9 protein-coding genes are annotated in these 14237 nt (G+C 57.8%); 5 read left to right on the top strand and 4 right to left on the bottom strand.

Annotation, left to right across the window (positions count from 1 at the left end; translation table 11 throughout):
- Positions 1 to 130: 130 nt before the first annotated feature.
- The 4 genes from ABEB25_RS19875 to ABEB25_RS19860 all read right to left on the bottom strand — a co-directional run bounded on the left by ABEB25_RS19875 (position 131) and on the right by ABEB25_RS19860 (position 4288).
- Complete coding sequence (locus ABEB25_RS19875; RefSeq protein WP_345738188.1) at positions 131 to 865, bottom strand: hypothetical protein; 735 nt, start codon at positions 863 to 865, stop codon at positions 131 to 133.
- Between the two features lie 19 nt (positions 866 to 884).
- A complete protein-coding gene (locus ABEB25_RS19870; RefSeq protein ID WP_345738187.1) occupies positions 885 to 1685 on the bottom strand; it encodes a hypothetical protein in 801 nt (266 codons plus the stop codon).
- A gap of 102 nt (positions 1686 to 1787) precedes the next feature.
- Positions 1788 to 3374 carry an esterase/lipase family protein gene (locus ABEB25_RS19865; protein ID WP_345738186.1) on the bottom strand — a complete coding sequence of 529 codons (1587 nt, stop codon included), beginning with the start codon at positions 3372 to 3374 and terminating at the stop codon, positions 1788 to 1790.
- Positions 3374 to 4288 carry a YceI family protein gene (locus ABEB25_RS19860; protein WP_345738185.1) on the bottom strand — a complete coding sequence of 305 codons (915 nt, stop codon included), beginning with the start codon at positions 4286 to 4288 and terminating at the stop codon, positions 3374 to 3376. Before ABEB25_RS19860 ends, ABEB25_RS19865 begins: the two co-directional genes overlap by 1 nt.
- A gap of 652 nt (positions 4289 to 4940) precedes the next feature.
- On the opposite strand from ABEB25_RS19860, the gene ABEB25_RS19855 reads away from it, so the two are divergent.
- The 5 genes from ABEB25_RS19855 to ABEB25_RS19835 all read left to right on the top strand — a co-directional run bounded on the left by ABEB25_RS19855 (position 4941) and on the right by ABEB25_RS19835 (position 14230).
- Positions 4941 to 7538 carry a PAS domain S-box protein gene (locus ABEB25_RS19855; RefSeq protein WP_345738184.1) on the top strand — a complete coding sequence of 866 codons (2598 nt, stop codon included), beginning with the start codon at positions 4941 to 4943 and terminating at the stop codon, positions 7536 to 7538.
- Positions 7539 to 7561: 23 nt separating this feature from the next.
- Positions 7562 to 9535: an ATP-binding response regulator gene (locus ABEB25_RS19850; protein ID WP_345738183.1), complete on the top strand. Its 1974-nt coding sequence runs from the start codon at positions 7562 to 7564 to the stop codon at positions 9533 to 9535.
- A gap of 81 nt (positions 9536 to 9616) precedes the next feature.
- Positions 9617 to 12283 (top strand): PSD1 and planctomycete cytochrome C domain-containing protein, encoded by a 2667-nt coding sequence (locus ABEB25_RS19845; protein WP_345738182.1) that lies wholly within the window; start codon positions 9617 to 9619, stop codon positions 12281 to 12283.
- Complete coding sequence (locus ABEB25_RS19840) at positions 12273 to 13724, top strand: DUF1501 domain-containing protein (protein WP_345738181.1); 1452 nt, start codon at positions 12273 to 12275, stop codon at positions 13722 to 13724. The genes ABEB25_RS19845 and ABEB25_RS19840 overlap by 11 nt, the downstream gene beginning before the upstream one ends.
- Positions 13721 to 14230: an MOSC domain-containing protein gene (locus tag ABEB25_RS19835; protein ID WP_345738180.1), complete on the top strand. Its 510-nt coding sequence runs from the start codon at positions 13721 to 13723 to the stop codon at positions 14228 to 14230. The genes ABEB25_RS19840 and ABEB25_RS19835 overlap by 4 nt, the downstream gene beginning before the upstream one ends.
- Positions 14231 to 14237: the final 7 nt, after the last annotated feature.

Below are 14237 nucleotides of genomic sequence, written 5' to 3'. Positions count from 1 at the left end.
CACAAAGGCAATACATCATAGCTTCCGTTACAATGTCTCCTTGTCCAAAGCGGATTTCGTTTAATGTGCGCGGGCAGCGATTTTGAATCGTGCTAATTGCCTTATAATCATGCGATTCCAGGCTCCAGGCTTACCTATTGATGTCTACCTGGCCCAGGTTTTCCACCCAGTGTTGGAGGAAGAATTTCTTTTTCTCGGGCAGCAGGGTGTCTGCTGTGCCGATGAGTGGGCGCAGGGAGGTGGACATCTGGAGGGTGACGATGATGAAAATGGCGAGCCAGGTTTTTAGAAATCCGGTGGACTGCATGCCCAGGATAGCGGCGGTCTGGAGCAGGAGCCGCGAGCCGAAGTAGAGGCCAATGATCCAGAAGATGAGTCCAAGGAAACCCATGAAGGCGAGGGACTCTGTGGAGGTGCTGAAAACCCAGATCACCGGGGCGAAACCGAGCAGTAGCAGGCCGGCCAAAGCGACGGTGCTGAGCATGACGGCGGAGATCTGGCTGAGTCTGGCATCCAGACCATCAAGCGCGCTGAAGATATAGAGGCTGGGCAGGCAGATCAGCACCGCCGCGATGATGCCCAGTGTGACTTTCAGGGGCGAGGCCCAGAGCTGTGTGCCGCCGGAGAAGCTGCCCAGGAGGAGGCCAAAGATGCTGAATGAAATGAGGGTGCTGAGAAGCAACCGGGCGGGCACTTGCAGGCGGCCTTGCTGACATTCGTGCAGGATGCGTCCGGGGTTTTTTAGCAGGTGCTCAATGACACTCAGAAGTGTCACGGGGCCTGACATCGGCTCTATGTGCAGAGACGAAGTGATTTTAGTCGCGGGAGGGACTGGGGCGGGTGGCGGGGTGGCTTCTGTATTCATGGTAGGAAGAGGATGGGGTTTATAACCAGCGGCGGATCGCACGGCTCAGTTTAGGAAAAACGAGGCAGGCCAGCAGCAGGAACAGCCAGGGTCCGAGCTGGTGGACGATCTGCTGGGGCATGGAGGCGAGGACGAGCCGCCCCACGGATTCATAAAAACTGCCGTCAAAAGGATCCGGCCTGAGGAACTGAATGGGCAGGTCCGGATTGCCAAAAAATGGCCTGAGGTTGTAGGAGAGCTGGGCTCCCACAAAAAGGTTGCCCGCCAGCCAGGCGAAGAGTGTGTGCCAGCCTGTGGCTGTGCTGCCGGAGAACGTCTGGATGAGCCGCAGTAGCTTATGATTGGCCACGATGCCAGCAAACGCGATGATGGTGGTATGCGTGAGCAGGATGGCCCGATACCAGTCTGCCGCTCCTGGGGTTCCGGGCCTCGGTGCATCCAGAACGACCGCGATGGCGATGGGGCTGAGCGAACCCACGATGAGGCTGAAAATGGCGAAGCTCATCAGGCAGGCCCGCAGGGTCTGGCGGAAGGACATTCCGGATCCCAGCAGGAGTCCCAGCATGCCGTTGATGAGGCCATTCACCAGCAAGGTCAGAAAGATGAGGGCAGGCATCTTGACGGCAACAAAGACTCCCTGCAAAGGCGCGCGCCAAAGTCCGATGGCGAAGCCGTAGGCCGCACAGCCGACGATGATGGCCAGAACCAAGAACCGAGAAGCTAGACGATCATTTGGCTGCTTTAAGCGATCTGCCAGCACCAACGGATCTCCCTGGACCAGAGTCTTGAGCTGTTGATGAATGGCAGGACTGGTTGGCATTGCTTTGTGTGACAAAGTATAATGCTTTGTCGCACAAAGTGTCAATTTAAACCTCAATTTTTACGGATTGGTTTTGTGCAGCAAAACTGAGTGCTGACTGCCTCAGCGTAGCTTCAGCACACGAAAGATCTCAGCCATCGCAGCGGGATGACGGAACGCGCCGTGCCTGGTCGGCACGACCAATTCTGAATCTGCATCCTCCAGATGGCTGCTGGTGTAAGGGACGATACCATCGCTGGTTTTTTCCAGGGGGAGTTTGCTGCCACGGTTGCCGATGATGCTGTGGACCTGGACATGCTCAGGAATGGGTAGATCCGCCAGGATGCGCAAGGTGGGCTGCCGTGGAGAGAGGGCACTGACGCTGTCTAAATGGCCTCGGCCAAGGGCTTCGTAGGCAGGCGTAAAAGCTCCGGGATTGGCCGCAGAGACACGTTGGAAAAACTCCTGGAAAGGCGTGGGTGGCTTGGTCAGCCAACTGCCGGCGCGACCGATGGGATTGTCGGCAAATGCGCTGCCCCGGTGAGGGGTGCAGATGAAGACGATGCGGCGGATGCTGCGGTCTGCCTGCCATTCAAAGGCTTCATTCAATACAGAACGGTCTTCCGGGGTCAGTTTTAATGTTTCAGGCGGCTGGGTGAAGGCGGCATTCCAGAATGCATCTCCAGGTTTCACCACTAGGCTTTTGCCGATCAACCCGCCCATGCTGTGGGTGATGAGGGTGGTCCTCTGCATGGCTGGATCATCCCCTTCAGGATCCAACTGGCGGCGCAACTCCTTGAGCTGGGTGCGAAGTATCCGTGAGGAGTAAAGTGCGGGAGCCGATGTGTTGTAAAGGAAGTGCCAGATCTGGTAGCGGCTGCGGATGGCTTCGTCCGCCCACAGGTCGTTGCTGATCTCGGCCCAGGCCAGCGGGGTGGAGAGTAGGCCGTGGATGAGGATCAGCGGTTCCTTGCGCGGATCGTAGGCCTCCATGAGGTAAAGCTGGGTCTGGCGTTTCGGCGTGCGGGTGAGCATGTCCAGGATGGCGGACTGCCGCAGCTTGCCAGCGCGTGAAAGGGCGGAGGCCCAGGGGATGGAAAAGTCAGCGGCGAGGGGTTGCTGGATGCCGTGCTGAGTGAGGGTCTCGTATTTCAGGGAACACAGCAGGCGGATGCGAATGTGGCGTCCTGTCCTTTGGGGTGGGCCTGCTTCCAGCACGGCGGTGAGCGGCCTGGCAATGACTTCGGGCGGGAAAAAACGTTCGATAGGCTCTCTCTGCTGGTTTTCACGCAGGGCCAGCAGTGGGGCGCCAATGCCAGGCCGCAGGTGATGGTCGATACGCAGTACTTTGAACCCGTCCGTCGCCTGGATTTCGTCGAAATAGTTCAGCGGATGGGGACTGGAGGGATCACCTTCAAAACGCACATGGTAGCGGCTGGCGGGCGGTCCCTCTGCGGGCAGCGAACTGCTAGTCGGAAGCTTCTGTTTTTTCCAGCTTTCGACGAACTGGGCCAGGGCCTTTTTGCCAGGGGCGGATTCAGGGCCTTCCTCGAGCACGGTGTCCAGCAGGTCACTGAGGCTGGGCTCGACGGTGGGTTGCAGCCTTTGAATCGGCGACTGCATGGCACGCCGCACTTTGGCCGGAGCCATAGCGCATGAGGCGAGGAGCAACGGCAGGCAGATGAGCCAGACTGTGAAGCGGAGGAACATCAGGTTGACTGGGTGACGATGCGCACCTGGATTTCGATGAGGTCATTGACCAGATGTCCGGCGAGTCTGTGAAAGAATTGGCCGGAGCCGTAGAGGACGCCCCAGCGGGTGCGATCAATGCTGAACGCAGCCTGGGCGGCATAACGGCCATTTTCTGCCAGTCCGGCTGCGGCGGTGAACTGAATGGGGGCGGTGATGCCCTTCAGCGTCAGTTCGGCGGTGATGTGAAGGTTTTGAGTGCCTGGGGCTGCCTTGGGGGCCAGCTTGGCCTGGAGGATTTTGAGGCGGGCTTCGGGGTGAATCTCGGTGTCAAAAAAGTCGTCGCTGCGCAGGTGGGCGATGAGGACATCGTGATAGGGGTTTCCGGCGAGGTCGTCGCAGGTGATGTCCGTCATTCCAAGAATGATTTCACCTCCCGCCAGTTCACCATGACGAATGTCGAGGTGGCCTGAGCGGATGGGTAGATGGCCCCAGTGTTTGTTGAGGAGATTGCGGCCCAGCCATTCAACCTTGCTTTCGGTCACATCAATCGGTAGGCGGCCTGCGGGCAGAGGTTGAATTTCGGGCTGGTTTCCGTTGCCTTGCAGAGGTAGTCCGGCGGTCGTCCAGGCTGCCAGGCAACCTTGGAGTGTGAGGACCCTGGCATAGCCTGCCCGCAGCAATTTCTGGGCAGCCATTGTGGCCTCATGGCTGTCCTGCGACTCCCCATAAAGGCAGACTGGAGTTTGCAGGTCGGGAACTAGATCGGTGAGGCGGCTTTGAAAAGCGACCTCATAGACGCAATTGTTGACAGCGCCCTCAATGGCACGCTGCTCATAGTCATCCGACAGGCGAACGTCCATGATCACCAGCTTAGGCTCCTCATGGCGCAAGGCATTCAAGTCACTGGCAGTGAGGCGGTGAAAGGCGTTCATAGGCTGGGAAAAAGGAGATGCTCACAGGTGAGTAACGCAACGACAAAAGTCTGACCTTTAATTCGCTCACGGCATGACACCTGGATTCTAACGGCGAAGTCGATAATTGCCAAAGTTTAAGCGATGGAAGGTCGGTGTGGAACCGCTGCCGTGAGTTTTTCGGGCTTTCGGTGAGGTTCATGTTGGCGCTGACGTGTGTCGTTCCTATGTTTACTTCATGAGTTGTGCAGACCTCCTGTCCCGGACACGATTGAAAAGGACGGCCCGTGTGGGAGTGGTGATCTGCACATTTTTAACCGGAGTCATCTGTGGTCTGACGTTCCTGGGCTGGTGGCAGGGCCAGCCGTTGCTGGTGAGCTGGGTGACGGGGTGGCCCAGCATGAAAATTCTCACGGCCGTTGGATTGTTTGGGGCCGCCATTTCGATGCTTCTTGTTTCGGCGAGTCGCTGGCCGGAATTAAGGAGGTGGCGGCCTGCTCTAGGCATTGCGGGCCAGTTGCTGGCCTGCATTCCCCTGGGGATGGGGTCGTGGATATTGATGAGTGCACTCTCAGGGACAGCGTGGGTGCATGAAGGGATGCGCAGCCCATCGCCTGCTTCGGGGGTTTGCATGCTGCTTTTTGGGGTGGCGCTCCTCACTGTTCGCTGCCGGATGCAGAAGATTTTCAGCCTCTTTTCGGGCCTGGGGGCGGCGATTGGATGGCTGGCCTTGGTGAGTCTGCTGTATGGCAGTGATCCTCAGCGGCCTAACTTGATTTTTGGCATCGTTTCCCTGCCGGCTTCGCTGGCCCTGCTGATCCTTTCCATGGGGCTGGCCTTGCTGCGGCCTCACGAGGGGGTGGTGAGAATCCTGATGTCGCGCAGTCCGGCGGGCAAGCTGGTGCGACAGCTACTGCCGCTGGCCCTGCTAGTGACGTTTGTTTTTGGTTTGGTGCGCCTCTGGGCTCAGGCGCGATGGTCTCTCACGACGGAGTTTGGCGCCGCCTTTTACTGCACAATGACGATGGCGATCCTGATCTTGGTGATCCTCCGTCATGCGCAGACGGTGCAACATTCTGACAGACTGCGGGCAATGGCTAAAAGGCGGGCAACAAGAAGTCTGGAGGAACGTGAGCGGCGTTTCCGTGGCATTTTCAACAACACCTCCCAGTTCATAGGAATGCTGACCCCAGACGGCGTACTGACTGAGGCTAACCGATCCTCCCTGGAGGCGACAGGCTTGACGGCGCAAGACGTCATCGGCAAGCATTTCTGGGAAGTATCCTGGTGGCGGCAGGATGAGAGGGAACAAGCCCGGATACGTGAAAGCATTGCCAAGGCGGCTGCTGGCGAAGCCGTCTATTACCAAACGGTCTATCGTTCTTCGACCGGGGAATGGCGACCTGTGGATTTCTCCCTGAGTCCGGTTTTTGATGAAGCGGGCAAGGTGATCTTTCTGGTGCCGGAAGGGCGCGATGCCACGGATCATCATCGGGCGACTGGCAAGCTGGAAAACATTTCTCAGCGTCTGGTTTTGGCCACGCAGGCTTCCGGGATTGGCATCTGGGACTGGGATGTGGTGACGAACAAGCTTGTCTGGGATGAAACGATGTTTCGCATCTACCAAGTCTCATGCCCAGAAGGTGGACCCTCCTATCAGATCTGGGAGAACTGCATGCATCAAGATGACCGTGAAGGGGCTGTGGCCGCCCTGCAACTGGCCCTGGGCGGGGGTGCGGATTTTAGCACGGTGTTTCGGATTGTGTGGCCAGACGGTTCAATCCATTATATTCAGACGAAGGCCATAGTGCAAAAAGATGGGGAAGGCCGGCCTGTGCGCATGCTGGGCACCAATGCGGACATCACCAAGCAGGTGATGGCGGAGGCCAGACTCCAGGAAAGCGAGGAGAGATTCCGCCATGCCTTTGAATACTCGGCCATCGGTTTTGCCCTACTGGATCAAGACGGCGGATGGATGGCGGTTAACCGTGCGCTTTGTGAGATCGTGGGCTACACGGAGGGGGAGCTGGCAGGGCAGCGCTTTCATGACATCACTCACCCGGAAGACCTGGAAAAAGATTTGGAGAATGTGACGAGGCTGATCCGTGGCGAAATCACCCATTACCAGATGGAAAAGCGCTACATCCGCAAAGGTGGCCATATCGTTTGGGTGCTGCTGACCGCCTCACTGGTGAAGGAAGATGACGGCAGCCCTGCTTATTTCATTTCGCAGGTTGAGGACATTACTCAGCGCCATGAGGCAGACCTGGTGCTCAAGCATCAACAGGGACAGTTGCGCAAATTCATTGAGCATACGCCTGCGGCGGTGGCCATGTTTGACCTGAAAATGAACTATGTGGCGGCCAGTCAACGATGGCTGGAAGACTATCACCTGCAGGCGCAGCCGCTTTTGGGCCGCAGCCATTATGAGGTGTTCCCAGAGATCGGTCCAGAATGGAAGGCCATTCATCAACGCTGCCTGGAAGGGGCCGTGGAAAGCCGTGATGAGGACATGTTCATTCGCCAGGATGGACAGACAGAATGGCTGCGGTGGGAGGTCCGCCCTTGGCTGGAGGCGGGCGGGGAAATCGGCGGCATTGTGATGTTCACAGAAGTCATCACTGAACGAAAGAATGCGGCGGAGAAGATCAGAACGTCTTTGGAAGAAAAGGAGGTGCTGCTGCGCGAGATCCATCACCGGGTGAAGAACAACATGCAGATCATCTCCAGCCTGCTCCAGCTCCAGACTAGTTCCTTACATGATCCGGCGGATGTAGCGATCTTCAAAGATTGCCAAACTCGGATCCATGCCATGGCCATGGTACATGATCGGCTCTATCGCTCAGGCAATCTGTCCACCATCAATTTCGGTGCGCATCTGTGCGAAGTGGCCAATCTGATGGCCTGCGGTCAGGCGAGCAGCATGACCCATATTCGGCTGGAGACCCAGTGTGATGATGTGGAACTGGACCTGGACAAGGCGATACCGCTGGGGCTCATCGCCACCGAGCTCATCACCAATGCCTTCAAGCATGCCTTCAAGGGACGTGAGATGGGGTGCATCCGCATTTCACTGCGGCGCACCGGCGGCAAGCAGATGCAACTGCAGGTGGAGGATGATGGCAATGGGCTGCCTCCTGGCAGTGATCCCGTGAGCTCGCGCACTCTAGGGCTTCGGCTGGTGCGGTCACTCAGTCACCAGCTTCGTGCACGAATTTTGTTTCCGCCAACAAGCGGCGGTTGTTGTGTTGAGATTACTTTTGATGTTTAACCCTGCTGGAAATCAAAAATACCATGCCCATCTACGGTGATATTGTAGCCCCAGCAGCCAGTAGCCCTCTGACGGTTTTTATCGTTGAGGATGAAAGCCTCGTGGCGATGGACTTGGAGGAACGGCTGACCCAGATGGGTTATCAAGTCGCCGGTATTGCGGACAATGGGGTGGATGCCCTGAACACCCTGGCTACCCTGAAGGTGGACCTGGTGCTGATGGACATCCATTTGCGCGATGGGATGGACGGTGTCGATGTGGCTGGCAATCTGCGGAAAACCTCCAATGTCCCGGTGATCTTTGTCACGGCGCATGCCGACGAGGCAACCCTGCGGCGTGCGGGGCAGACGGAACCGTTTGGCTATGTGCTGAAGCCTTTCGATGAGCGTGAACTTCGGGCCACCATTGAGATGGCCCTATATCGTCATCGTGCTGAAAGCCGCCTGCGCAAGGTGGAGCGCTGGCTGGCCACCACGCTGCGCAGCATCGGAGATGGAGTGATCGCCACGGATGATCAGCGGCGTGTCACTTTGATCAATCCGCTGGCTGAATCCGTGACTGGCTGGTCTTGCTATGAGGCCATAGGAAAGCCTTTGGAAGAGGTGCTGGCGATTTATGGTGAAGACGGTGTCAATGAAACACCGTCTTTTTATGACGAGGCTATGAAGGCCGGCGTGACGATCCACATGGGTGAAAACAAGTCCCTGCGGACCAAGGATGGCCGCATGCTGCCGGTGGATGACAGCATCTCCCCCATCCGGGACGACGAGGGGCGGATCAATGGGTGCGTGGTGGTCTTTCGTGACTGCACGCACAGCAAGCAACTGCAGGAGGAGCGGCGGCGGCTGGAGACCAAAATGCAGGAGACACAGCGGCTGGAAAGCCTGGGCGTGCTGGCGGCGGGGATCGCCCATGACTTTAACAATCTTCTCACCGTGGTCACGATGAACGCCTCGCTGGCCAAGGTCTTTGTGGCCAAGGAATCCCAGGTGATGCGTGGACTGACAGACATCCAGTCGGCAGCCGAACGTGCGGCACAGCTTTGCAACCAGATGCTGGCCTATGCGGGGCAGGGGCCCGTGGCTAAAGAAGCTGTGTGCATCAATTCACTCACCCGGGATACGGCCCAACTGTTGACGACGGCCATCAGTAAAAAAACCGCTCTTTCGCTGGATCTGGGAGACAACATTCCCAAGATCAGCGGCGACCGCAGCCAGCTCCAGCAGGTGATCATGAATCTGGTGATCAATGCCTCCGAATCGTTGCAGGACCTGCCAGGGAAGATCAAGCTGAAGACCCGCTACATGCATGTGGAACAGGCCCGGCTGGATGCCTGCCGGGTGGGAAGTGCCCTCGAGGAAGGGGATTACCTGATGATCGAGGTGAAAGATACTGGGGAGGGCATGTCGCCGGAGATTCTGGCACGTATTTTTGATCCCTTCTTTACCACGAAGTTTACGGGCCGAGGTCTAGGACTGGCAGCCGTTTTGGGCATCGTCCGCAGTCATGGCGGTGACCTTGCTGTGGAAAGTGTTTCTGGTGGCGGGACGACGTTCCGCATTTACATGCCGACCTTGGTGGTGCCTGAGGAGTCGGTCGCGGAATCCAATTTTGAATCGAACACCTGGCTTGGTACGGGGTATGCCCTGATTGTGGATGACGAAGTCACCATCCGCATGGCTGGACAGGCTGTGCTGAACCACCTGGGATTTCAGGTGGAGCTGGCCGAAGATGGTATGCGCGGGCTGGAAAAAATCCTGAAGCAGGCGGTCAATTACAAAGTGGTGCTGCTGGACCTGACGATGCCGAATCTGGACGGGCGGGATGTTTACAAACTGGTGCGGGAACGCATGCCCCACCTGCCCATCATCATCATGAGTGGTTATTCCTCGCATCAGGCAACGGACCTGATGAATGACGGTGGCCCTACCACGTTCATCCAGAAGCCCTTCACGGTGGAGTCCATCCGGGAGAAGTTGGTGGCACTTTTAGGCTAAAAAGGCATCCAAAAGTGACTAACTGCCTGTCCTGGCAAGAAACTGGCGCGCGGAAACCGTATTTTCCACGGTTCCTCCGTCATGCACTTTCGTCACCTATTCCCTTTGCTCGCCACGCTGTCTCCTTTGGTTCATGGCGCGAGTGAGCCCGTGACCTTTGAAAAGCACATCCGTCCCATCCTGAAGGCGCAGTGCTTTCACTGCCATGGCGAAGAGGGGGAGATGAAAGGCGGCCTGGATGTGCGGCTGGCGCGTTTCATTCTCAAAGGCGGTGATGAAGGCCCCGCCATCGTTCCTGGCAAGGTGGCTGAAAGCCACCTGCTGAAGATGGTGCAGGAAGGTGAGATGCCCAAAGGCAAGGCCAAGCTGAAGGACAAGGAGATCGCCCTCATTGAACAATGGATCGCCCAGGGAGCAAAGACGGCCCGGCCCGAGCCTCAGACACTGGGGCCTGAGCATGTCTTCACGGATGAAGATCGTGCGTGGTGGTCGCTCCAGCCCATTCGCAAGCCTGCGGTGCCTGCGGCCAATAAGAATGCGCAGAAGATCACCAATGCGATTGATGCTTTCGTGAGTGACAAGCTCACGCCTAACCAACTTTCGTTTTCGCCTGAGGCGGATGCCGTGACGCTGATCCGCCGCATCACCTTTGATCTCACTGGCCTGCCGCCGACTCCTGAAGAAGTGGAAAGCTTCGTCAAGGCGTCGGATCAGGGCGCTGCTGAGGCACGCAAAGCCTACGAGGCGCACATTGAGCGCCTGCTGGCCCGGCCAGCCTATGGGGAACGCTGGGGCCGCCACTGGCTGGACATCGCCGGGTATGCGGACAGCGATGGCTACACGGACAAGGATCTGGAACGCAAGTGGGCCTTCAAGTATCGGGATTATGTCATTCAGTCTTTGAACAAGGATAAACCCTTCGACCAGTTTGTGCGGGAGCAGCTCGCTGGAGACGAAATGGTGCCGCAGCCGCACAAGAACCTGAATGCCGAGGCCATCGAGAAGATCACGGCCACGGGCTTTCTGCGCATGGCCGCAGACGGAACCGGGGCCATGAATGACAAGGCGGCGCAAAATGCGACCATCGCCGACACGATCAAGATCGTCAGCACGGCCTTTTATGGAATGACCATCGGCTGTGCACAGTGTCACGACCATCGTTATGACCCCATCACCCAGGCGGACTATTATCGTCTGCGTGCGGTCTTTGAGCCGGGCTTCAACACGAAAAGCTGGAAAGTGCCGAATGGCCGGCTTGTTTCCCTTTTGACGGATGAGGAACGTGCCGAGGCCGCCAAGGTGGAAGCCGAAGCTAAGAAGGTGGATGCTGCGCGTCTGGCGAAGGCGGAGGAGTTCATCACCGAAGTGCTGGAGAAGGAACTGGCCAAAGCGCCGGAGAAAGATCGCGATACTCTGCGGGTAGCCTACCGCACCGTGGTGAAGATGCGCACGCCTGAGCAGGTGAAGCTGCTGAAAACATGGCCGCGCATCAACCAGCTCAGCTCGGGCTCGCTGTATCTTTATGATACCACCTACAAGACCAAGCACGCAGACACGCTGAAGAAGATGACGGAAGAGGCCACGGCCGTGCGGGCCAATAAGCCGAAGGAAGAATTTCTGCACGCCTTTGACGAGGTGCCCATGAAGCCTGAGCTGGTGCCTGCCACGTTTATTTTTAACCGGGGAGACATCGAGCAGCCCAAGGAGAAGGTGAAGCCAGGAGACCTCACGGTCCTGGCCGGGCAGAGGCAGATCGAGGTGCCGGAAAAAACGGCCACGGTCCCCACCACGGGGCGGCGGTTGGCCTTTGCGCAATCTTTGACGGATGGTAAGCATCCCCTGCTGGCGCGTGTGATCGTCAACCAGGTGTGGAAACGTCACTTTGGCAAAGGCTTGGTCAATACCCCAGATGACTTTGGTCAGTTGGGTGAGAAGCCAAGTCACCCCGAACTGCTGGACTGGCTGGCCAGTGAATTCATGAGCAGTGGCTGGAGCTTGAAGCAACTGCATCGCCTCATCCTGACGAGCACGACTTATCGCCAGTCTTCTCGACGGGATGCGGAGAGGGATCGCATTGATCCGGACAACCGCCTTCTCAGCCGCATGAATGTGCTGCGTCTGGAAGCCGAGACGATACGGGATTCTTTCCTCTCTGTCTCGGGCAAGCTGAACCCCAAGCTGGGCGGCGAGTCTGTGCCGGTGACGTTTAGCGAAGAAGGCCAGATCATCATTGGCATTGATACGCGAGATACGGCAGGTCGTCAGACCGGCAAATACACCTCGCTGAATGGGGAGGAATATCGTCGCAGCATCTATGTGCAGGCACGGCGTAGCACGCCTCTGGAAATGTTTGCCGCCTTTGATGCCCCAGCCATGACGGATGCCAACTGCGCCAGCCGCCCCGTGACCACCGTCAGCCCACAGAGTCTGCTGCTGATGAATAACGGCTACATGCGCGAGCACGCCCAGGACTTTGCCCTGCGTGTGCAAAAAGACGTGGGTGCCGATCTGGAAAAGCAGGTGCAGCGCATCTGGCAGCTCAGCTTTGGTCGCACCCCCAGCATGGCCGACCAGCTCGGTGCGGTGGACTTTGTAAAAGAGCAGACAGCTTATTATAAAACCCACCCAGCCAAACTGGAGCGTGTGACGGGTCCGCCTGAAAAGAACGATGCAGCCCCTGAGTTGCTTGGTCTTACGGCTCTGTGCCATGCCTTGATGAGCTCGAACGAATTTTTGTATGTGGACTGAATCCTCCGTTTCCCGTCGTAGTTTTTTATCCAGTGCCTATGGCATTGGCGGCATCGCTTTGGCCTCCTTGTTGAGAGACCAAGGTCTGCTGGCCAATCCGGCGCTCGCAGGGGGGCTTCCGCAGCACTTTGACCTCACGCCCAAGCCGGCGCACGGGTTTGGCCAGGCGAAGGCGATGATCTCCATGTTCATGCAGGGCGGGCCCAGCCACATTGACATGTTCGAGCCGAAGCCGGAGCTGATGAAGTTGGATGGCAAGGACTTCCCCGGGGAGATCAAATACGATGATGCCGCTGGTGCTAGCCGGGAGGTGATGGGGCCGCAGTGGAAGTTCAAGCCTCGTGGGAAGAGCGGCATTGAGATGAGCGACCTCATCCCTTACATGGGCAGCATTGCCGATGAGATGACGCTCATCCGCTCCATGCACACGGGCGTGAACAATCACGGCCAGTCCATCTATGCTCTGCTGAATGGGCAGGTCGTGGGCGGTCGCCCGACTTTGGGAAGCTGGATCACTTATGGTCTGGGCAGTGATAACCAGGACTTGCCTGCGTATGTGGCCCTGACGGATCCGCGCGGCCTGCCTGTGCTGGGCGTGGATAACTTTAGCAATGGCTGGCTGCCCTCCGTGTATCAGGGGACGGTGGTGCGCTCCAAGGAGCCTCGTATTCTCAATCTGGATCCCCCCATGTCGCTGAAGGGCGAGGCGCAGTCGCGCTACCTAAACTTCGTCCAGCGGCTGAATCGTGAGCACGCAGATTCACGCCCGGGTGAAAGTGATCTGGAGGCTCGCATTCAGAGTTTTGAATTGGCTGCGCGTATGCAAACGGCTGCGAAGGAAGCCCTGGACATCACTCATGAGAGTGAGGCCACGAAGAAGCTTTACGGGCTGGACAAACCGGCAACAGAAGAGTTTGGCAAACGCTGCCTCATCGCCCGCCGTCTGGTGGAGCGGGGCGTGCGGTTTGTCTCCATCTTTACTGGCAATCAGACCTGGGACCATCACAGCAGCATTTTGACTTCTTTGCCAAAAGCCTGTGAGCAAGTGGATCAGCCTGCGGCTGCCCTGGTGCTGGACCTGAAGCAGCGTGGGCTGCTGGATTCCACCGTGGTTCACTGGGGTGGTGAGATGGGGCGTCTGCCGGTGATTCAGAACCGGGCCGGGGCAAAAGACCGCACCACGGTAGGCCGTGACCACAATACCTATGGCTTCAGCATGTGGGTGGCAGGTGGCGGATTCAAAGAGGGCTACGCCCATGGTGCGACGGATGAATTTGGCCACCACGCGGTGGAGAAGGTGGTGAACCATTATGACTATCACGCCACCCTTCTGCACCTCTTTGGTCTGAACCCGAAAAAGCTGACCTACAAGCGCAATGGCACGGAACAAGTTCTAGTGGAAAATCCTGCGGCCAGAGTCGTTTCGGAGTTGCTGGCATGAGTGACGAGCCTGCGGAGACGTGGCCGTTTCTGGAGGCTCTGTTTATCTCACCTGCACGGGGGCTGCCCATGCAGCGGGTGTCTTCCATTTTGGCCGTGACAGGCCGTGGGCTGAAAGGGGATCGGTATGCGCTGGGAACGGGGTATTATTCGGGGCGGTATGACTGCGAGATCACTCTGATTGACGGTGAAGTTCTTGACCGCATTTCACAGGAAGATGGTATTCCCATTCGTCGTGGTGAGCACCGGCGGAACCTGGTGACTCGGGGCCTTGCTTTGCGATCCCTAGTGGGGCAGCGGTTGCGGATCGGAGATGTGCTTCTGGAATACCATCGGCCAAGGCCTCCCTGCGACTATCTGCAACGGCTCACCGTGCCTGGAATGACCAAGTCGCTAGGTCGCGGGGCAGGCATCGGGATGAGAATCTTGGAGGGAGGTCAGCTTCACGAAGGCATGGAGATCGAAGTCATTTCGATGCCAGCCAATTGCCTTCGAAGCCTGCCTTGATCCAATA

The organism is Prosthecobacter algae (assembly GCF_039542385.1).
GTDB classification, from domain to species: domain Bacteria; phylum Verrucomicrobiota; class Verrucomicrobiia; order Verrucomicrobiales; family Verrucomicrobiaceae; genus Prosthecobacter; species Prosthecobacter algae.
Note: the sequence above shows the minus strand (reverse complement) of the source record. Positions and strands in the feature narration are given on the sequence as shown.